This is a genomic window from Pedobacter sp. FW305-3-2-15-E-R2A2, from assembly GCF_038446955.1.
Taxonomy (GTDB): domain Bacteria; phylum Bacteroidota; class Bacteroidia; order Sphingobacteriales; family Sphingobacteriaceae; genus Pedobacter.
This window is the reverse complement of record NZ_CP151803.1, coordinates 4,610,289-4,630,596: the sequence shown is the minus strand read 5'-3', so window position 1 is coordinate 4,630,596 and position 20,308 is coordinate 4,610,289. Positions and strand designations below refer to the sequence as shown.

At 43.0% G+C, this 20,308-nt stretch carries 19 protein-coding genes; 12 read left to right on the top strand and 7 right to left on the bottom strand.

Going from position 1 to position 20,308, the window contains the following annotated elements; all coding sequences use genetic code 11:
* Window positions 1-78: 78 nt before the first annotated feature.
* Genes rpe through AAFF35_RS18620 form a run of 5 tightly spaced genes read left to right on the top strand, consistent with a single transcriptional unit; the run spans window position 79 to window position 6,504 of the window.
* On the top strand, window positions 79-750 hold the full coding sequence (gene rpe, locus AAFF35_RS18640; RefSeq protein WP_342328041.1) for a ribulose-phosphate 3-epimerase: 672 nt from the start codon (window positions 79-81) through the stop codon (window positions 748-750).
* Window positions 751-3,132: a carboxypeptidase-like regulatory domain-containing protein gene (locus tag AAFF35_RS18635; RefSeq protein WP_342328040.1), complete on the top strand. Its 2,382-nt coding sequence runs from the start codon at window positions 751-753 to the stop codon at window positions 3,130-3,132.
* Between the two features lie 48 nt (window positions 3,133-3,180).
* Window positions 3,181-4,245: a 3-phosphoserine/phosphohydroxythreonine transaminase gene (gene serC, locus AAFF35_RS18630; RefSeq protein ID WP_342328039.1), complete on the top strand. Its 1,065-nt coding sequence runs from the start codon at window positions 3,181-3,183 to the stop codon at window positions 4,243-4,245.
* A gap of 11 nt (window positions 4,246-4,256) precedes the next feature.
* The gene (locus AAFF35_RS18625) at window positions 4,257-5,207 is read left to right on the top strand and encodes a D-2-hydroxyacid dehydrogenase (RefSeq protein WP_342328038.1); all 951 of its coding nucleotides are present in this window, start codon (window positions 4,257-4,259) and stop codon (window positions 5,205-5,207) included.
* A 52-nt stretch (window positions 5,208-5,259) separates the two neighbouring features.
* Window positions 5,260-6,504, top strand: coding sequence for a DUF1015 domain-containing protein (locus AAFF35_RS18620; protein WP_342328037.1), 1,245 nt, complete (start codon window positions 5,260-5,262; stop codon window positions 6,502-6,504).
* On the opposite strand, the gene AAFF35_RS18615 is transcribed toward AAFF35_RS18620, so the two are convergent.
* The 4 genes from AAFF35_RS18615 to AAFF35_RS18600 are packed head-to-tail and all read right to left on the bottom strand — an operon-like array spanning window position 6,501 to window position 8,245.
* Window positions 6,501-6,647, bottom strand: a complete 147-nt coding sequence (locus AAFF35_RS18615; protein ID WP_342328036.1) for a hypothetical protein — start codon at window positions 6,645-6,647, stop codon at window positions 6,501-6,503. The two genes, AAFF35_RS18620 and AAFF35_RS18615, sit on opposite strands and share 4 nt — an antisense overlap.
* 1 nt (window position 6,648) lies before the next feature.
* Window positions 6,649-7,158 (bottom strand): hypothetical protein, encoded by a 510-nt coding sequence (locus AAFF35_RS18610; protein ID WP_342328035.1) that lies wholly within the window; start codon window positions 7,156-7,158, stop codon window positions 6,649-6,651.
* Window positions 7,159-7,169: 11 nt separating this feature from the next.
* Entirely contained in the window at window positions 7,170-7,454 is a 285-nt protein-coding gene (locus AAFF35_RS18605; RefSeq protein WP_342328034.1) for an antibiotic biosynthesis monooxygenase family protein, read from the bottom strand.
* A gap of 11 nt (window positions 7,455-7,465) precedes the next feature.
* Window positions 7,466-8,245, bottom strand: a complete 780-nt coding sequence (locus tag AAFF35_RS18600) for an SAM-dependent chlorinase/fluorinase (protein ID WP_074604375.1) — start codon at window positions 8,243-8,245, stop codon at window positions 7,466-7,468.
* A gap of 102 nt (window positions 8,246-8,347) precedes the next feature.
* On the opposite strand from AAFF35_RS18600, the gene AAFF35_RS18595 reads away from it, so the two are divergent.
* The 6 genes from AAFF35_RS18595 to AAFF35_RS18570 all read left to right on the top strand — a co-directional run bounded on the left by AAFF35_RS18595 (window position 8,348) and on the right by AAFF35_RS18570 (window position 14,715).
* Entirely contained in the window at window positions 8,348-9,325 is a 978-nt protein-coding gene (locus AAFF35_RS18595; RefSeq protein ID WP_342328033.1) for a PhoH family protein, read from the top strand.
* A gap of 37 nt (window positions 9,326-9,362) precedes the next feature.
* Window positions 9,363-10,316 (top strand): phosphoribosylaminoimidazolesuccinocarboxamide synthase, encoded by a 954-nt coding sequence (locus tag AAFF35_RS18590; protein ID WP_342328032.1) that lies wholly within the window; start codon window positions 9,363-9,365, stop codon window positions 10,314-10,316.
* Window positions 10,317-10,482: 166 nt separating this feature from the next.
* A complete protein-coding gene (locus tag AAFF35_RS18585) occupies window positions 10,483-10,869 on the top strand; it encodes an STAS domain-containing protein (protein ID WP_342328031.1) in 387 nt (128 codons plus the stop codon).
* Window positions 10,869-11,780, top strand: a complete 912-nt coding sequence (locus tag AAFF35_RS18580) for a ribonuclease Z (RefSeq protein ID WP_342328030.1) — start codon at window positions 10,869-10,871, stop codon at window positions 11,778-11,780. Before AAFF35_RS18585 ends, AAFF35_RS18580 begins: the two co-directional genes overlap by 1 nt.
* 176 nt (window positions 11,781-11,956) lie before the next feature.
* A complete protein-coding gene (locus tag AAFF35_RS18575; protein WP_342328029.1) occupies window positions 11,957-13,387 on the top strand; it encodes a glycoside hydrolase family 125 protein in 1,431 nt (476 codons plus the stop codon).
* 17 nt (window positions 13,388-13,404) lie between these two features.
* A complete protein-coding gene (locus tag AAFF35_RS18570; RefSeq protein WP_342328028.1) occupies window positions 13,405-14,715 on the top strand; it encodes a hypothetical protein in 1,311 nt (436 codons plus the stop codon).
* A gap of 68 nt (window positions 14,716-14,783) precedes the next feature.
* On the opposite strand, the gene AAFF35_RS18565 is transcribed toward AAFF35_RS18570, so the two are convergent.
* From AAFF35_RS18565 to AAFF35_RS18555, 3 genes are read right to left on the bottom strand one after another with little or no spacing between them, the layout of a single operon-like run.
* Entirely contained in the window at window positions 14,784-15,737 is a 954-nt protein-coding gene (locus AAFF35_RS18565; RefSeq protein WP_074604386.1) for an MlaD family protein, read from the bottom strand.
* Between the two features lie 14 nt (window positions 15,738-15,751).
* The gene (locus AAFF35_RS18560; protein WP_342328027.1) at window positions 15,752-16,597 is read right to left on the bottom strand and encodes an N-acetylmuramoyl-L-alanine amidase; all 846 of its coding nucleotides are present in this window, start codon (window positions 16,595-16,597) and stop codon (window positions 15,752-15,754) included.
* 38 nt (window positions 16,598-16,635) lie between these two features.
* Entirely contained in the window at window positions 16,636-17,514 is an 879-nt protein-coding gene (locus AAFF35_RS18555; protein ID WP_342328025.1) for an N-acetylmuramoyl-L-alanine amidase, read from the bottom strand.
* Window positions 17,515-17,570: 56 nt separating this feature from the next.
* On the opposite strand from AAFF35_RS18555, the gene AAFF35_RS18550 reads away from it, so the two are divergent.
* Window positions 17,571-20,303 carry a putative LPS assembly protein LptD gene (locus AAFF35_RS18550; protein WP_342328024.1) on the top strand — a complete coding sequence of 911 codons (2,733 nt, stop codon included), beginning with the start codon at window positions 17,571-17,573 and terminating at the stop codon, window positions 20,301-20,303.
* The last annotated feature ends 5 nt before the right edge of the window (window positions 20,304-20,308 follow it).

Sequence of the window (20,308 nt, the reverse complement as noted above, 5' to 3'; positions counted from 1 at the left end):
CCGCAATTCGCGGGGTTTTTTGTTTTACAACGGCTTTATTTTTTATATTTACTTCGTTAACATTAAAACCCGTTAATCATGAAACACCTCATTGCTCCATCCTTACTTGCCGCTGATTTTGCGAACCTTCAACGTGATATTGAAATGGTCAATTCGAGTGAAGCAGACTGGTTCCATGTAGATGTGATGGATGGTGTTTTTGTGCCCAATATCTCTTTCGGTTTTCCAGTGATGGAAGCGGTAAAAAAACATGCCACCAAGCCACTGGATGTACATTTGATGATCGTAAATCCCGATCAGTATATCGAACGTTTTGCAGCAGCAGGGGCAACGGTGATCACCGTTCATTATGAAGCGTGTACACACCTTCACAGAACCGTACAGGCGATTCATGCCGCAGGTTGTAAAGCAGGGGTAGCCCTGAATCCACATACTCCGGTAGCCTTGTTAAAAGATATCCTTGCAGACCTGGACCTGGTCTTGGTGATGTCCGTAAATCCGGGCTTCGGCGGACAACAATTTATCCCCAATACCCTGAATAAACTAAGAGAGCTGAAAGCAATGGCAGCTGCCCTGAATCCGGACCTGATCATCGAAGTGGACGGAGGAGTAGGCATCCATAACCTGGGAGATTTAATCCAGGCAGGAGCAAGTGCTTTTGTAGCCGGAAATGCCATCTTCGCAGCAGCATCTCCAAAAGAAATGATTTCAGAATTAAAAAATCTCAATGCAGGTATCCTAAAAGTTTAAATGCTGAAACGCCACCTGTTGCTCTTCATCCTTCTCCTGGGTTTTACAGGGCTGAAGGCGCAACCTTTAATAAAGGTGACGGGAATGGTGACGAATGAACTGCAGCAACCCTTGCAGGAGGTGACCGTGAGGATTCTGGGCCAGGATCAATCGTCTTTAACAGATGAAAAAGGCAACTATACCATTTACGCGGCCAGCACTTCCTTTGTGTTGAAGTATTCCCTGCTGGGCTATAAACCTGTGCTGATCAGCATCCACCATGATAAGGCCGGGCGACTGATTCAGGATGTCAGGCTGAGCGAAAGCAGCAATGAACTGGAACAAGTCAGGATTACAAGCAGACAAAATCAACTCAGTAACAGTAACACCATAAATATTGCCGGAATCCCGGCCATGCCATCTCCCTCGGGGAATTTTGAAGCGATACTTAAGACTTTACCGGGCGTATCTGCAAACAATGAACTGAGTGCTCAGTATAGTGTCAGAGGTGGTAATTTCGACGAAAACCTGGTCTATATAAACGATATAGAAATCAGTCGGCCCATCCTTATCAGAAACGGACAACAGGAAGGGCTGAGCTTCATCAATAGTGATTTACTGAGCAGTGCCCGCTTTTCTGCAGGAGGCTTTGAAGCACGGTATGGGGATAAGCTTTCTTCTGTTCTGGATGTGAAGTACGGAAGGCCTGATAGCAGTCAGACGGTCTTAACTGCAGGGTTGAACGGTGCTTCTTTGAGTACCAAGCTGTTGAGACAACACAGTTTTCTGCTCGCAGGATTGCGCTATAAAAATAATACAGGGATCTTAGGGACTCAGGAGAATAAAGGAAGTTACCGCCCGAGTTTTACGGATGCACAACTGATTTTCCAACAGGAACTCTCTCCGAAGTTCAGCCTTAATTTTTTAGGAAATTTGAATAGTGGAACCTTTAAGCTCATTCCCGAAAGTCGCCAGACTGAGTTCGGGACCTTAAGCAGAACGGTGCGGCTAAATGTCGGTTATGATGGTCAGGAGGTAGACGATTATCAGACATTCGGAGGAGCGATAACCGCCTTGTATACGCCAAAGCCAAATCTGGTGATGAAATGGATCAACAGCTATTTCAATAGCCTGGAAACAGAAAATATACACATTCAGGGCGCCTATTTTTTAAGGGAACTGAGCCCTGATCTTGTGAAACCAGGAACAGGAGGATCTGCCATTGATAAAGGCAGGGGAGGGTATTTTACATTTGCAGACAATAAACTGCGTTCCCAAAGTTTTAGCTCTGAGTTCAAAGGAGATCAGACCTTTAATAACCATACTTTTTCCTGGGGATTGCGCTTCGAATATAAAAGCTATCGCGATCAGCTCAACGAGTACAGCCTGATCGATTCTTCGGGTGTAAACAGTTTTTATGGAGGACCAGCTATTGACGTTAAAAATAAGCTGGATATCCAATATTACAGCGCTTATGTCCAGGACAGTTATAGCCTTTCTCCACATACAGACCTTCAGCTGGGGCTGAGGGCCAACTACAATAGCCTGAGTAGTCAATTGCTGCTTAGTCCGCGTTTACTGCTGGCTTACCGTCCTCAGGGTAACAACAAGATTTTCAGGTGGAGCGCTGGCGTTTACCAGCAAGCGCCGGATTATAGAAGCATCAGGGATTTTGAGGGGCAGCTGAACGGGAATCAAAAGGCCCAAAGGTCTTACAACACCTCTGCAGGAATGGATTATGCTTTTGATGGCTTGGGAACAAGACTGAAATTTAGTACAGAAGCTTATTTTAAATACCAGGACAGGCTGATTCCTTATATGATGGACAATGTACGGATCAAGTACCTGGCCACAGAAATGGCAAAAGGATATACCTATGGGGCAGATTTCAGCATCGGCGGAGAGTTTGTGAAAGACCTGGTTTCTCATTTCAGGCTGTCGGTCATGCAGGCAAGACAGCAGATAGAGAAGGACCCGCAGGGCTTCCTGAAGCGTCCAACCGATCAGCTGGTTAATTTCTCTGCCTATTTTCAGGACCGCTTGCTCAATAGTCCGACGTATAAAGTACACCTTAACCTGCTCTATGGATCAAAATTACCAATCGGTGCACCTTCTTCAGATCGCTATACGGACAATTTTCATGTCCCTGCTTATAAAAGAATAGACATTGGTTTCTCCAAAGACTTCCTGGATGATGCCGCTTTAAGAAAACCCGGATTTCTGGATAAATATTTTAGCTCCTGTGCCCTTTATGCGGAAGTGTTTAACCTTTTGAATATCGACAATACCGTCTCCTACCTTTGGCTAAAGGACCTGAATAACGTTCAATATGCCATACCTAATTATTTAACGGGCAGACGAATCAACCTGAAACTGATCATTAAGTTTAAAAATTCGAAATAATAAACCACAGAAAATATTACATTTACAACTAATAAAAATAACATAAAAATGAGACATAATTTCGGCGCTGGACCCTGTATCCTACCACAGGAAGTTTTCAAGCAAGCATCACAAGCAGTACTTGATTTTAAAGACGGCTTGTCTATTCTGGAGATCTCTCACCGTACACCTGAATTTGAAGGTGTAGTTGAAGAGGCCGGGAAGTTGGTTAAAGAATTGTTAAATGTTCCTGCCGGTTATTCCGTTCTCTTTTTACAAGGTGGTGCGAGTTTGCAATTTGCAATGGTTCCTATGAACCTATTGCCTGAAGGCCAAACAGCCAGTTACCTGGAGACAGGAGTATGGGCAAACAAAGCGATTAAAGAAGTCGCTACTTTTGGAACTGCTAACATTGTAGCTTCCTCAAAATCATCGAACTATACCTTTGTTCCTAAAGACTATAGCATCCCTGAAGATAGTGCTTATTTCCATTGCACCTCGAACAACACCATTTATGGAACAGAGATGTTCAGCCTGCCTGAAACAAAAGTTCCTGTAGTTTGTGACATGTCATCAGACATCATGAGCCGTGTGATTGATGTTGCCCAGTACGACCTGATCTATGCTGGTGCACAAAAAAATATCGGCCCTGCCGGTTTAACCGTAGTGATCGTGAAAGATGAGATCCTGGGTAAAACAGGTAGAAAAATCCCTTCTATGCTGGATTATAAAGTGCATATCGAAGGTGGTTCTATGTACAACACCCCGCCGGTATTCTCTATTTATGTCGCAATGCTGAACCTGAGATGGTTGAAATCTAAAGGTGGCGTAGCGGAAATTGAAAAAGAAAACATTGCCAAAGCGAAAGCTTTATATACAGAGATCGATAGAAATCCATTGTTCAAAGGTACCTGCGCAGTAGAAGACCGTTCCAGAATGAACATCTGCTTCGTAATGGAAAACCCGGAACTGGAAAAACCGTTCTTAAAGTACGCGGAAGAAAATGGAATCGAAGGAATCAAAGGTCACAGAAGTGTGGGCGGTTTCAGAGCTTCGATGTACAATGCGCTTCCTATTACCAGCGTACATACTTTAATTGAATTAATGCAGATTTTTGCTGAAAAACACCAATAAAATATAAATTGATGATTAAGATACTTGCAAACGATGGAATAGATCCCATCGGTAAATCCCTGTTAGAGCAGGCAGGTTTTGTCGTAGATACAGAAACTGTTGCCCAGGATAAATTAGCTGATGCTTTACAGAATTACGATGCGATTACGGTACGTAGCGCAACAAAAGTACGCCAGGAACTGATCGATCAATGTCCAAACCTGAAACTGATCGGTAGAGGTGGAGTAGGAATGGACAATATTGATGTGGATTATGCAAGAGCTAAAGGCCTTGCCGTAATCAATACTCCGGCAGCTTCTTCACTTTCTGTAGCAGAACTGGTATTTGCGCATTTATTCACTGGTGTTCGTTTTTTACAGGACGCCAACAGAAAAATGCCTGTTGAAGGGGATACTAAATTCAATGCGTTAAAAAAGGCGTATGCCAAAGGGGTGGAACTGAGAGGTAAAACAATCGGTATCATCGGTTTCGGCAGAATCGGAAGAGAAACAGCAACAGTAGCTTTAGGCCTGGGAATGAATGTTCTGGCTTATGACCTTTTCCCTTTTGAAGGAAACCTGACCTTAAACCTTCAGGGTGGCATTAAAGTAGACATTCCGGTGAAAACAGTTTCCCTGGAAGAAGTGATCAGCAATAGCGATTTCATCAGTTTACATACGCCATTTGCAGATAAACCAATCTTAGGTGCCGAAGAATTTGAAAAAATGAAAGCCGGTGCGGGTGTGGTGAACTGTTCAAGAGGTGGAACGATAGACGAAGCGGCATTAATCGCTGCGTTAGATAGTGGTAAAGTTGCTTTTGCAGGTTTAGATGTATTCGATAACGAACCTACACCTTCGACTGCGATCTTACAACATGCAAAGATCTCTTTAACACCGCATATCGGTGCGGCAACAAACGAAGCGCAGGAGCGTATCGGTGTTGAACTTGCTACATTAATTATTGAGCATTTTAATAAATAGCTTTTAATGAGGCACCCGAACGAAAAGGGTGCCTCATTTCCCAATCCATCCTATGCCAAATATAAAGCCTTTCTGTGGTTTAAAACCTGCAGTACACCTCCAGTCAAAGGTGGTAACCCGTCCGTTGGAAAACTATGGAACGGGTGAAGCCCGCTTAATTGCGTCCGAAAATAACTGCAGTTTCCTGCACCTTATTAATCCGGAACTGGATAATCCATACCTCAGAGGAACGCGACAGGAGCTGATTTTCAAAAAGATCGCGGAGAATTTCGAAGGCTTTCTGGAGCATCATTACCTCGTAAGAGAAACCCAACCGGCAATTTATGTGTATCAGGTGGAACACGATGGCTTATGTCAGACTGGCATCTGGACGCTTACTCACATCCATGATTACCTGGAAGGAAGGATCAAAAAACACGAATCTACCGTAGAACGCAGGGAAAAATTGCTGGCCGATTATTTACAGCAAACCGGACTGGATGCCAACCCTGTCCTGATTACTTACCATCCTGATCAGGTGATCGATGGGCTGACCGCAAAATATACCGCTTTAACTCCGGACCTCGATTTTACTTTTGCGGATCAAAGTCAGCATCGGGTATGGGCAATCACCGAAACTGCCGATCTGGAGAAAATGGTGACTGCATTTCAGGCCATCCCTTCTGTATATATTGCTGATGGTCACCATCGGGCGGCTTCTATGGCTAAAATGGGCCTCCAGAAGCAAGCTTTGAAAGGGGCTAAGCACGATGGTTCGGAACTCTATAATTACTTCACAACCGTCTATATGAATACTGCTGAGGTGAAAGTGCTGGAATTTAACAGACTGGTGCGGGATCTTGGAACATGGACGGCGGAGCAATTTATGGCAGCGCTGAACGATTGTTTTGAGGTTAAAACATCGAAGCAGCCGGTGAAACCCGGAGCGTTACATGAAATCGGAATGTACTTTAATGGCCAATGGTATGTTTTAAGTCCTAAGCCTTCCATTTATGATGCCAATGATCCGGTTTCGGTCTTGGATGTCAGTATCTTACAGGATTTTATTCTGGAGCCATTGTTGGGAATTAAGGACCCGAGAACGGATGCAAGAATTACTTTTGAGGGTGGAAGAACGGATGTCCTGGCTTTGCAGAATAAAGTGGATAACGGGCTGTATGCCATTGCTTTTACCTTGTTTCCTACTTCTGTAGCGCAAGTGATCGCAGTTGCAGAAGCGGATGGGGTAATGCCTCCGAAGTCTACCTGGGTAGAGCCAAAATTCCTGGTCGGACTGCTGACCAATTATTTCAACTAGCGAAGCGAATTTGTCAGGACCCAATACCGGTAACCGAGTATCGCTTTTTGTAGCGTACTGAGCTTCATTGGGTCCTTTTTATACAGGCTGGGAAGGACCACTTTATTGACCTTCGCCAGCATTTTGAAAAGTGATGTTTTCATCTTAAATCTTCTTCATTTTCTTAAGGAGCACAAAGACCGTTCCGCCAAGTGCCAATATCAAAAATATAATCGCATAAACATACAAGGTTTTGCCTTTTTCTGCTTGCTGTGCTTCCTTTTTCAGGAATTGATTCTGGTCTTGTAATTTCTTGATAGAAAGCATGTAAGCCTGAATTCTGCTGTTGGTGGTATTGGCCGTACTGATCACTTCTTTCACCTCCTGATCTTTATAATCCATCAGTATTTTAAGTTCCTTAAAGATGTTATTGTCGTTGAGTACAATCTGACGCAGGATCTCATTGGAGTTCTTAATGTCTCTTTTGGTTTGAAAACCGAAAATTCCGGTTCTCGCATCTAAACTCTGGTCGTATTGTCCAAAGCGCTCGCTTCGCTCTGCGAGCAATCCGTTGATCTTTAAGCGCTGAATCTGGTAGGCACTGGTGTCACTTTGATAGGCAGCTGCCTGGAGACTAAATCCAAGTAGCAGGAGAAGCAATAAATTTTTGATCATTGTAGGTGTTTCTAAGGACTTAGCAAACTCCATGCCTCAGCTTTAGACTGGAAGTTCGGTTTGACCACCGCCCAGGTCTCACGGAAGAGGAGCGAGCGGCGATAGTCCTCCAGATGCTGCTCATCTGCCCAGTGGCTGATGGTAAAGAATACATTGGGGTCTGCGTTGTCCTGTAGCAATTGAACGGCGCTACAGCCTTTAAATGCGGCAATTCTAGGTTGTACCGTTTTGAAGGTTTCTTTAAACTCTGCGACAAAAGCCGGGGAGAAATGCATTTTTACCAGACGGATCAGCATGAAATTATTTTTTAAGGATGAAATTCAACCCTGACAATATCGCTCAGGTGTAAGCCCAGCAAACCGCTTGCTTTTCCCTTGTTAATGGCGATTTCCAGGTGGTTACTGATGCCAAAAAGACAGAGTTTCTCCCCTTCAGGAACCTCATTGTAATGCCAGCTCAGCTGGGTGATCGTTTCACTTTTTCTGAAGTACAAAGTGAAGTCCCGGTTCCGCTGGATCTTCGTGAACAATTCTTTCGTAATGTTGGTGATGACGTTGGAAAAAGTATCGATATAAATGACGCTTCCACGGATGATATCCCGCTCAATTACAGGGTTTAGCAACATGCGTTCCTCTACACTGTCGGTCGGCATTCCGATGTCCCTTAACCTGCCGCCTTTGGCAAGATGAATGGCCGCTTTTACGAAAATATCTACCAAAGGAAAATGAAGATATTTCAGGTCCTGCATGATGTTCAGCTCTACAATCTCATCCGGCATCTCTTCAAATAATAAAGAAAAAATCCCGTTGTCTGCACCTACAAAATAATGATCTCTGTATTTCAGGGCAATATATCTCGTGTTTTCACTGAACACAGAATCGATACCGATCAGGTGCACAGTACCTTTAGGGAAATAAGGATAGACGTTCTTTAAAACGAAGGCCGCATAAGAAATATTGAAAGACGGAACCTCATGTGTCACATCAACAATATTGGCCGTCGGCAAGATACTCAGGATACTGCCTTTGAGGGCAGCCTGGTAAAAATCTTTCGAACCTAAATCTGTCGTTAATGTAATAATGGCCATTAAAAATTGAATATTTATTCTTAATCTTGCGTAAGCGGCAAATCGCGTACAAATATTCAATTTTTATATCAAAATATACACCTCTATCTAAAAAACAATATTTTGAACGAACTTAAATTAACATTAGAATCGGTAGATCCGCTACAGTTTTGGGGCGCAAACAATGAGCACTACGAGATCATTAAGAATGCTTTTCCGAAACTTAAAGTTGTGGCCAGGGGCAATGAACTGAAAGTATTGGGTGATGAGAAAGAGCTTAAAGTTTTTGAGCAGAAATATACGCTGTTGCTAAATCAGCTGGAGCAGTATAGCACATTAACGGCCAGTGATGTCGAATCTATCCTTCTTTCTAAGAAAGCAAGTCCTGCTTCGGAAAATGGAACAGCTGAAAAGGCCGCTCCTGCCGGAGGTAGTGGTGGAGGTGAAGTGATCGTATTTGGTACCAACGGTTTAATGGTGAAAGCCAGAACAGCCAACCAGAGACGTATGGTAGACAGCATCGTTAAAAACGATGTGCTTTTTGCGATCGGCCCTGCCGGAACAGGAAAAACCTATACTGCGGTGGCACTTGCCGTCAGAGCACTGAAAAATAAAGAAATTAAAAGGATCATTTTAACCAGACCTGCGGTAGAAGCAGGGGAGAGCCTGGGCTTTTTGCCAGGTGACCTGAAGGAAAAAGTAGATCCATACCTTCGTCCCTTATATGATGCCCTGGATGATATGATCCCGGCAGAGAAACTGAAACTTTATCTGGAAAACAGAACCATAGAGATTGCCCCTTTGGCATTCATGCGTGGCAGAACCCTGGATAACTGTTTTGTGATCCTCGATGAGGCCCAGAATTCAACTGACCTTCAGCTGAAAATGTTCCTCACCCGGATGGGGCCATCTGCCAAGTTTATTGTAACCGGCGACATTACCCAGATCGATTTGCCTAAGAAACAAATGTCCGGACTGCACAATGCCCTGAGGATCTTAGACGATATTCCCGGAATTGAAATTATTTACCTGACGGGGGAAGATGTAGTGCGGCATAAACTGGTAAAAAGAATTTTGAAAGCCTACGGCGATATCCAATAATTTAAGAACAAATAACAACAGCTCTTTGGCAAATACCATGACAGCAATTAAAGAAACAAATTTTAGCTTTCCAAAGCAAACCAATTTTTACAAGGGAAAAGTGCGTGACGTATACACGATCAACAATCAGTTTATGGCGATGGTCGTAACCGACAGGATCTCTGCATTTGATGTGGTATTGCCGGAAGCAATTCCTTTCAAAGGACAGGTGCTGAACCAGATTGCAGCGAAATTCCTGAATGCCACGAAAGACATCGTTCCCAACTGGGTGATCGCTGTTCCGGATGAAATGGTGACGATTGGAAGGATCTGTGAGCCTTTTAAGGTGGAAATGGTCGTGAGAGGTTACCTGGCAGGACATGCATGGAGAGAATACAGTGCAGGTAGACGCAGTGTGTGCGGAGTAGCTTTGCCGGAAGGACTGAAAGAAAATGATAAACTGCCTCAGCCCATCATCACCCCAACTACAAAAGCAGCGGTAGGACATGATGAAGACATTTCCAGGGAAGATATTTTAGCCCAGGGAATCGTTTCCATTGAAGATTATACGCAGCTGGAAGCCTATACTTATGCGCTTTATGAGCGTGGTGTACAAATGGCGGCAGAACGTGGACTGATCCTGGTTGATACTAAATATGAATTCGGAAAAGTAGGTGCAGAGATCTTCCTGATTGATGAAATCCATACCCCGGACTCTTCCCGTTATTTTTATGCGGAAGGATATGCAGACAGACAGGCAGCAGATGAGCCGCAGAAACAATTGTCAAAAGAGTTTGTCCGTAAATGGTTAATCGAAAACGGTTTCCAGGGTAAAGACGGACAAAGCATTCCGGTGATGACTCCGGAGATTGTAAACTCCATCTCTGAGCGTTATATCGAGCTTTATGAGCAGATCACTGGTGATACTTTCGTTAAAAATGAAAGCGCAGATGTGGTTAAGCGAATTGAAGAAAATGTAGTCAATTCTTTAAACGGGCTTTTAGCAAACTAAAACCTGTTTTTAAAATCAGCGGTCGTCATTCCTAACCATCGGATGACGACCGTTATATCAACCAACCGAACCGGATTGCATCCTTTCAGAAGGAATTATTCAGTCAATCCTTACTAAAACAGATAAAATTAATTACTTTAGCAACACAAATAAATAAATCAATATCATGAAATTTTCAGTTGACAAGCACGAAAAGTATGTTGTTCTTAAACTTAGAGAATCTAAGTTCACCAACGACAATACCCCTAAGTTAAAATCTGAGTTCATTTTATTGAACGCAGAAGGTTACCATAATATCGTTCTGGATTTATCCGCCGTAAAAGAATGCAATGACTCTCAGGATCTGAGCAGTTTGCTGGTAGGAGACCGTCTATGTAAAAAAGCAAACGGTTTGTTTATCCTTACCGGAATAAATGGCGTTGTTGCTAAAATACTGGAAATGTCGAGCCTGGATCAGTCATTGACCATCGTGTCGAAACTGAAAGAAGCCGAAGACCTGATCTTTATGGAAGAAATTGAGAAAGAATTGTTGGGGAGCGTAGATAAAGGTTAATGAAGTTTGAGGTTACTATTTTAGGTAGCAGCTCTGCTACACCCGTATACAATAGAAATCCAAGTGCCCAGCTTTTAAACTGTAATGAAAAGTTTTACCTGATCGATTGCGGGGAAGGAACCCAGCAGCAATTGATCAAGTATGGTTTTAAAGCAAGTAAAATAGATTTTGTATTCATCAGCCACCTTCACGGAGATCATTATTTCGGATTGATCGGATTGCTTTCGACCATGCATTTGAATGGAAGAATCAAGCCGATTAAGATCTTTGGCCCTGCAGCTTTAATGGAGATTCTGGACCTTCAGTTTAAACATTCTGAAACGGTGCTCCGTTATCCTTTGGAATTTGTACCGATCACTGCAGACGAGCCTCAGCTGATTTTTGAAAACTCAGACCTGACCGTATCTACAATTGTACTCAACCACCGGATTCCATGTACCGGCTTCGTCTTCAAAGAAAAGAAACGATTGCGTAAAGTAATCGTAGAAAAGCTGGAGGAAGAAAATATCCCGTTGGAATATTACCCTTTATTGAAAAGAGGGGTAGACCTGACTTTACCGGATGGAACGGTGCTCCTGAACAAAGATTATACGACGGACTCAGATGAGCCCCGGAAATATGCTTATTGTTCGGATACCCTTTGTGATGGCAGCTATTTCGAAGAGATCAAAGATTGTAACACCCTGTACCACGAAGCAACCTTCTTACATGAAATGCTGGAACGGGCGAATCAAACACATCATACGACGGCTTTACAGGCCGCTGAGACCGCAATAACCACCGGGGCAAAGAAACTGATCATCGGACATTTTTCTTCCAGATACAAGACCTTACAGCCCTTATTAGAGGAAGCCGTCTCGGCTTTTGAAAATACACAGCTGGCTCAGGAAGGAAGTACCTTCCAGATCTGAGCCAGCTCAGGTTAATCCCTGAGTCTCAGCCTTAAATATTCTTTTATTTCCAGCCCCTTCTTTGTCGCACAAATTAGGGGATCATGCTGTGGAATAAAAAATACTTTAGTATTATGTATATACATATGGACATATAAATTATATTTGCAGATAACCAGCAGCCATTCTATAACCGTATGAACACACGAAGAGACTTTATTAAAACAGGCAGTATCCTTGGCGCAGGGATGCTGTTGCCATCTTTGGATGCATTTACCATTGGAAAACCCGATTTTATCAGCAGGCGACCTGCATTATCAGCAAGACATTTTACCAGTGAAGCGGTAGAGGCGACGATTAAAAACATGAAAAAGGCCTTGCCCAATAAGGAGCTGGCCTGGATGTTTGAAAATTGTTTTCCCAATACCCTGGATACGACGGTATACCATGAGCTGAAAAACGGAGTTCCGGACACTTATGTGATTACCGGCGATATTGATGCCATGTGGCTAAGAGACAGTACAGAACAGGTCTGGCCATATGTCCCCCTCGCAGCAAAGGACCCTAAACTCAGACAACTTCTTGCAGGAGTCATCAACAGGCAGGTAAAGTGTATTCTTAAAGATCCTTATGCCAATGCTTTTTACAAGGACGAAACCAAGATCAGCGAATGGAAAGATGACATTACTGCCATGCAACCGGGGATTCATGAGCGGAAATGGGAAATTGATTCGCTTTGTTTTCCAGTCAGACTGGCCTATAAATATTGGAAAACCACTGGCGATGTACAGTGTTTTGGCAAGGATTGGAAAGAATCGGTCCGGCTCACTGTTCAGACTTTCCGGGAGCAACAAAAGAAAACAGGAAAAGGCCCATACTCTTTTCAAAGGAAAACTTCCTGGGCCACAGATGGAGTACCACTGGGCGGATATGGATATCCGGTGAAGCCGGTAGGCCTGATCTGTTCGAGTTTCAGGGCCAGCGATGATGCGGCGATATTCCCCTTTTTGATCCCGGCAAATTTCTTTGCGGTGGTTAGCTTGAGGCAATCGGCGGAAATTCTTTTTAAAGTATACAAAGATGAGACATTGGGGAATGACTGCCTGGCACTTGCGGATGAAGTTGCGGGGGCCATACAAAAATATGGAATTGTAAAACATCCGGATTTTGGAGAGGTCTATGCTTATGAAGTGAACGGTTTTGGAAGTTTTAACATCATGGACGACGCGGGGACGCCGAGTTTATTATCCCTCCCATATCTGAATGCGGTGGAAGCAAATGATCCGGTCTACCAGCGAACGAGAGCGCTGATTCTTTCTGCTGCCAATCCTTTTTTCTTTAAGTCGGCGCGCGCGGAAAGTATTGGAAGTCCTCATTCCGGGATCGATATGATCTGGCCGTTGAGCATCATTACACGTGCACTGACCAGTAACCAGGATGCGGAAATCACAGCGGCCGTAAAAATGCTGATTGATACCCATGCAGGAACGGGCTTTATTCATGAAAGTTTTCATAAAGATGACCCTTCAAACTTTACCAGAAAATGGTTCGCATGGGCAAACACTTTGTTTGCAGAACTGATTCTTCAGATCCAGGAAAAGAAGCGACATCTATGGAAAGAAATTTAAACCAATACCACACCAATATGAAACCAATAAAACTTTATTCCTTTCTTTTACTCCTGCTCCTGTCGGGAGCTTTGTCGGCCCAGACCGTAAAAAACAAAGCGCTCGCAGCCAGGATACTTGCAGATAGCAGATTGGATACCATAGAGAACCGTTCCCTGCGTTTGCTCAGTGGTTTCGCTGCAGGAACTTCTTATGGTGAGATCTGGATCCGGGACCTCAATACGTTTATCATTGGATCGCTGAGGATCCATCCGAAAGAAAAGGTAAAGGATATCCTGCTCTATTTTTTTAAGTTCCAAGGTAAAGACGGAAACATTGTAGATGGCTATATCCCACAGAAAAAGGCGGATAAAAGTTACGACCCGGAACGCTTTATTTATTCCGATCTGGCGCCGGATTTTGCAGCACATAAGAATACGGTAGAAACCGATCAGGAAACTTCGCTGATCCAGGCCATCCGTAAATATGTAGACATCACCGGCGACCGTAGCATAATGACCGAAAAGATTGCCGGGAAGACGGTGACTGAGCGGATAGAAATGGCGATGAATTTCCTGATGAGAGAACGCTGGTCGGCCAAATACGGATTGGTCACAGGGGCAACTACCATGGATTGGGGAGATGTACAACCAGAAGCGGGAAGCAATGGTGTTTTGCTGAATAAGAATACCAAATGGGCAATTGATGTCTATGACAATGCGATGTTCTATATGGCGATCAATGACTTTCTTGCAATTCGCCCCAAAGGAGTTAAAACAGCGCAGGACTGGCGCAAAATCGGGGCATCTTTGAAAAAGAACATCCGCAGGCATTTATGGCTGGCCTCAAAAGGGAAGTACCTTCCTCATATTTATTTAAATGGCAGTCCTTTCAGTAAGGATTTTAAAGAGGAAGAGTTGTTGTATTCCGGAGGGAGCGCCTGCGCCATCTTAGCTGGATTGAATACGCCTGCGGAGATTGCGGTCATTAATAAACAGCTGGTAAATGCAGCTTCAAAGGAGAAACATGCCACGATAGGAATGACGGTTTTTCCACCTTATCCATTGAAAGAATTTCCGAATATGGCACCTTATGTCTATCAGAACGGGGGAGACTGGACCTGGTTTGGCGGTCGTTTTATTCTGGGACTCAGCAAGTATAATTTTATACAGGAGGCCTATACAGAATTAGATCCCATGCTGGAAAGAGTACTTAAAAACAAAGGTTTCTACGAATGGTATGAAGTCCGAACCGGTGAGCCTAAAGGTTCCGGGGATTTTCGCGGTGAGGCAGGGGTATTGCTGGATGCGATTACCGACCTTAGGAAATGGGCGAAAGCAAATCAATAGGCTAATGTGTTCTATAAAAAAAGGCTTCAGGGTATCCTGAAGCCTTTTTCTTAAGTATCGTTCTGTGCTTATTTATCTTTTTTAGCACCGCCACCGAACACAGAGAAGTGAACGTAACGTTTAGGATTTTCTTTTAAGTCGATGATCAGCTTGTCCAGGTTCTGAGAAGCACTGTTCAGGTTGTCATACATTTTTGTATCGTTGATCAACAGGCCTAAAGTACCTTTTCCTTCATTGATCTTGCCTACAATCGCCTGTAAATCGGCCATTGATTTATTCGCATTGTCTATGGTTTGTTTGAAGTTCGCTGCTGCCACCTGATCAGTAATGCTGCCGATGTTGTTCAAAATGCCATTGATCTTTTCGTTGTTGTTCTTCAGGTTTGCGGAGATGGCCTCTACATTCGCAAGGATGGAAGAAATGCGGGTTCCTTCAGAACCTACCAGGTTATCCACTTTTTTTGAAGTTGCTTCCAGTGAAGCCAGGGTAGAAGCAATGCTGTTGAAACTCTTGTCTACATTCTTCTGGAAGTTGGGATTCAGGATGGAGTTTACACTCGTTAAGATAGAATCCATTTTCGCAATGATCAGCTCTGCTTTCTTTTGTACCGGTTGAACGGTTTCCAACAGGCCTTTTGCCACATTCGCGTTTAAAGTATCTCCGTCTTTTGCATATACATTTCCGGTTCCTAAAGCCATTACAATCGCTTTGCCACCTAAAAGGTCAATACTCTCCAGTTTTGCAACACTGTTTTTAGGAATTTCATATTTCCCTTTGATCTTTAAGGTTGCGATAATGGTCCCGTCAGACTGAAGGGTCAGTTTATCTACGCGGCCGATCTGATAACCATTGATCAAAACGGGTTTGGATACACCCAGTCCATCTACATGCGAATACCTGGCATACAATACGGTTTCGCTGGAAAAAATGGCATTGCCTTTTAAAAAGTTGTAGCCAATGATCAACATGGCTATGGAAAAGGCTGCTAGTATGCCTACTTTGGTTTCGTTTGCTATTTTCACGTATGTATGTTTACTTAATTTACTTCTGTTTGTTTTTTATATTTCTTTACCGCATCAAAAATAGCATGTACAATTTCCGATTGTCCGCTGGCAGAATTCATGTAATTCTCCTCTGAAGGATTTGATATAAATCCAATCTCCGTTAACACAGCAGGCATTCCAACCCTTTGTAAAATTAAAATCCCCTGCTCTTTTACTCCTCTGTTTACGCGTTTATTATCGTTGGTGTAGTTGTCCTGAATCAATCTGGCCAATTTCAGGCTTTTATCTCTAAATGTATTTTTAAACAAAGATAGTATAATAAATGTTTCAGGATCGTTGGGATCGTAACCGTCGTAGTTTTGTTTGTAGTTTTTTTCCAGTTTAATATCGGCATTCTCCCTGATGGCCACATCCTGCTCATTCAGGCGGTGTGTACCCGCAACGAAAGTCTCGGTACCACTGGTGGAAGAATTCTTTACATACGCATATCGGGGGATCTTTTTGCCGCGTTTTCCTTTGGTATATCCGGCTACTACTCTTCTGTCGGGCATAGAGTTACAGTGGATAGAAATGAAAATATCTGCTTTGGCGTCATTGGCAATTTCGGCTCTTTTATAGAAGTCGACATCCACATCCGTTTTCCTGGTATACAGTATGCGGACTTCCGGCATCTCTTCTTCAAACTTTTTTCCAAGTCTAAGGGCCACCTGCAGGGCGACATTCTTTTCTACAGAGTAACTGCCTGCGGCTCCGGGTTTACCTCCTCCATGACCGGCATCGATCACGATCGTTTTAACTTTATATCCTTGCGAAAAAGCAAATTCTGAACTTATAAACAATAAAATGGTAAACAAGAATATACTTCTTTTCAATCTCATCAGGCTTAACTCTTTTTTATTTTATCGGTATCTAACTATTATCCTTCTATCTTATGCTGGTAGCTTTGTATGGCTTTCAACAGGCAATTGGTAATTTCTATTTGTCCGGCTTCAGAGTTCATATAATCTTCTTCATCAGGGTTGCTGATAAAGCCGATCTCTGTTAAGATGGCCGGCATTCCTGCTCTGGCCAATACCGCAAGACTTTTTTCCTGCACCCCACGGTTTACCCTTCCTACATTAACATACTCGTCCTGCACAAGTTTTGCCAATTTTAAACTTTGTGTTCTGAACGTATTTTTCATCAAAGATAGTATAATATAGTTTTCCGCATTATTGGGGTCAAAACCTTCATAATTCTCTTTATAGTTATCCTCGAGGAAAATGGCCGCATTCTCTCTCTTGATCACCTCGTCCTGTTCATTGATTCTTCCCATCCCGGAAACAAAGGTTTCTACACCACGGGTAGAGGTGCTTTTCCGATAGGAACTTTCTGTAATGGGAATTCTTTTTCCATTACGTCCTTTTCTATAGCCCGTCACAGTCGTGGAACGGATCATTGGCATATCATTACAGTGAATGGAGATAAAAAGATCTGCTTTTGCGTTGTTCGCAATGGCAATCCGCTCATAAAGCGGAACAAAAACATCAGTAGACCTGGTGTAGATCACTTTTACGTCTTTCATATTGGCTTCTATCGCTGCCCCAAGCCGTAAAGCCGTTTTCAGGGCGACATCTTTTTCTGTCGAATAAGCGCCTCTGGTAGAGCCGTCTTTCCCCCCGTGACCAGCGTCTAATACGATGGTTTTTATTTTATATTCCTGTGTAAATGCTTGATAACTAGTGGTCGTAGCTAATATCAAAGAAATAAATACGATCAAAATTGCATTTGGTCTGAGCAATGGCATATTTTTCATTAATTTTGAACGTTTTGGATTAAACATTAATGCAAAAATAACATTCACACACGAATTTGAAACTTTTAAGCGACATCATTTTTTTAAAACGGCTTGTTTTATTAACAATTGTTAGTATTCCGGCACTTGCATCTTCTGTTTTTTCCTCCACACAACAGGTCGTCCCTCAGGTAGATACCACTAAAAGGAGCAGTATTAAACCCGGACTAAAAAGTAACCCTGCAGATACTTCAAAATCAAGCGATAAGATCGAGTACTCTGCCAAAGATTCTACAAAAGTTGATAAGAAAGAAGGCGTCATTTATTTATATGGTCGTGCAAGGGTGGTATATCAGGGATTGGAGCTGGATGCCGATTATATTACTTACAATACAAAAACCCATCAGATTTTTGCCAGCGGAAAACATGATGCCAAAGGTAAATATGTAGGCCGGCCTATTTTTAAAATGCCCGGACAGGGGAGTTCCCTGGCAGATTCATTACGTTACAACACGGAAACGGCTGCAGGAAAGATTTACGGCGTGTTTACAGAACAGGAAGGTGGCTTTTTCTCCGGTGGACTCGCGAAGAAACAACCGGATGATGAAATTCACAGTAAAGGACAGACTTATAGTACCTGTAATTTACCGCATCCCCATTTCGGGATTCACATCACCAAAGGTATCGTTACCGAAAATCAGATCATTACAGGGCCTGTTTACTTAAAAATTGAAGATATTCCTTTACCCATCGGACTCCCTTTTGCCTTTTTTCCAAAGCCAAATAAGAAATCCTCCGGGATCATTTTACCCAGCCCCGGCGAAGATTATACCAGGGGTTTCTTTTTGAGAGACGGTGGATATTATATGGGTTTTAGTGATTATTTTGATGCCAAACTGATCGGATCAATTTATACTGGTGGTTCTTACGATTTAAACCTGACTTCCACCTATACGAAGAGATATAAATACAATGGAAATATCGCTTTAAGCTATTCCAGTATTGTTACGGGATCGGAGGGGACAAAGAATTTCGGCAGACAGAAGCCTTTTGCAATCAACTGGTCACACAGTCAAAATGCAAATGCGAATCCCGGAAGTACACTTAGTGCCTCGGTAAATATCAGGACCAGTAGTTACAATAGTCTGACTGCAGCCGGTAATACTTACGATCCTGTTGCGCTTTCACAAAGCATTTTAGGGTCCTCCGTGAATTACTCTAAACAACTCTTTGGAGATTTATTTAACCTGTCCCTCGCTGCAAGGGTGAATCAGGATGTGTCCAGAAAAACCGTCGACCTGACCTTGCCGGACATCAATTTAACGATGTCAAGAAATATCTTCCCTTTTGCCTCGCCAAACAGGGTTGGAGATCCAAGGTGGTATGAAAAAATTTCCTTCGGGTATGGCATGATCAGTAGTAATGCGGTAACTTCTGCCGATAGTTTATTATTTAAACGCCAAACCTTGAATAAATTCAGAAACGGGGTGCAACATAATATTCCGATTCAGATGAATTTCAATGTCTTAAAGTATTTCAACTTTGGAACAAGTGTAACCTATAGAGAGACCTGGCATTTTCAGTCGATCAAAAAGACTTTCATCAGACCTACCGGTAGCAGTACCACAGACCTGAGTAGGATTGATACGATTCCAGGATTCAACCGTTATGGAACCTATAGTATTGGTGGTTCAATTGGTACCAAGATTTACTCTACGGCGCAGTTTACGAAACTGGGAAATCTGAAAGCAATCCGACATGTCATGTCACCGAACATTACATTCAACTATCAGCCTGATTTTTCAGATCCGAAGATGGGAAATTATTTGGTCGCGAGATATGCAGATGGCAAGACCGTACCGTCCTCAAAGAGAGCCGATGGGACTTACGATATGGACGTGAATGGAAATGCGCTAAAACCGCTTACCTATGCCCGGCAAGAAGGGTTATTGTATGGTGGAGCGCCGAGTGGCAGATCAGCCAATCTGGGTTTTAGTTTGCAAAATACAGTAGAAGCGAAGGTGGCGGTGCCAAATGATACTACTGGAAAAGGAGAAAAGAAAATTCCCATTATTAATAACCTAAGTATCAGTACCAACTATAATTTTCTTGCAAAAAGATTTAAGCTCAGCCCGATTGGTGTGACAGGTAGTACGCCTTTTACCCCTAAATTTCAGGTAAATTACGGCGCAACCTTTAATCCGTATCTTGTGGAGAGGGATTCTTTGCTTAATGGTAGAAGTACGCAGGTAGCTCCATTTGTGGTGGATAAATATGTATGGCAAAGAGGAAAATTACCCCGTATGACCTCTTTTAACCTGTCATTTGATTATAGCCTGAACCCTGAAGCGCTGAAAAGGAAAAATATCAATCAACAGGATCAGCGTGAACAAAACATTCAGAAAGGAATGACTCCGGAACAGGCGGAAGCAATGGCATTGGTGAGCAGGGATCCAAATGCTTTTGTCGACTTTAAAATTCCATGGAACTTTGCCTTTAGGTATGCCTTTAATTATAACACAAACGATGCGGGAGATCAAGCCAGATATACCAATAGTTTGTCGTTTAACGGAGATGCCAACATTACTCCTAAATGGAAAGTAACTTTTAATTCCGGCTGGGACTTTCAGACGAAAAACTTTACCCAGACCACTTTCGGGATCTATCGTGACCTGCACTGCTGGGACATGAGCTTTAGCTGGGTTCCCTTCGGTACCTATCAGAGTTATTCTGTAGACATCAAGGTGAAAGCTTCTGTCCTGCAGGATCTGAAACTGAGCAAGAGAAAGAACTACTATACGAGATACTAAACCCA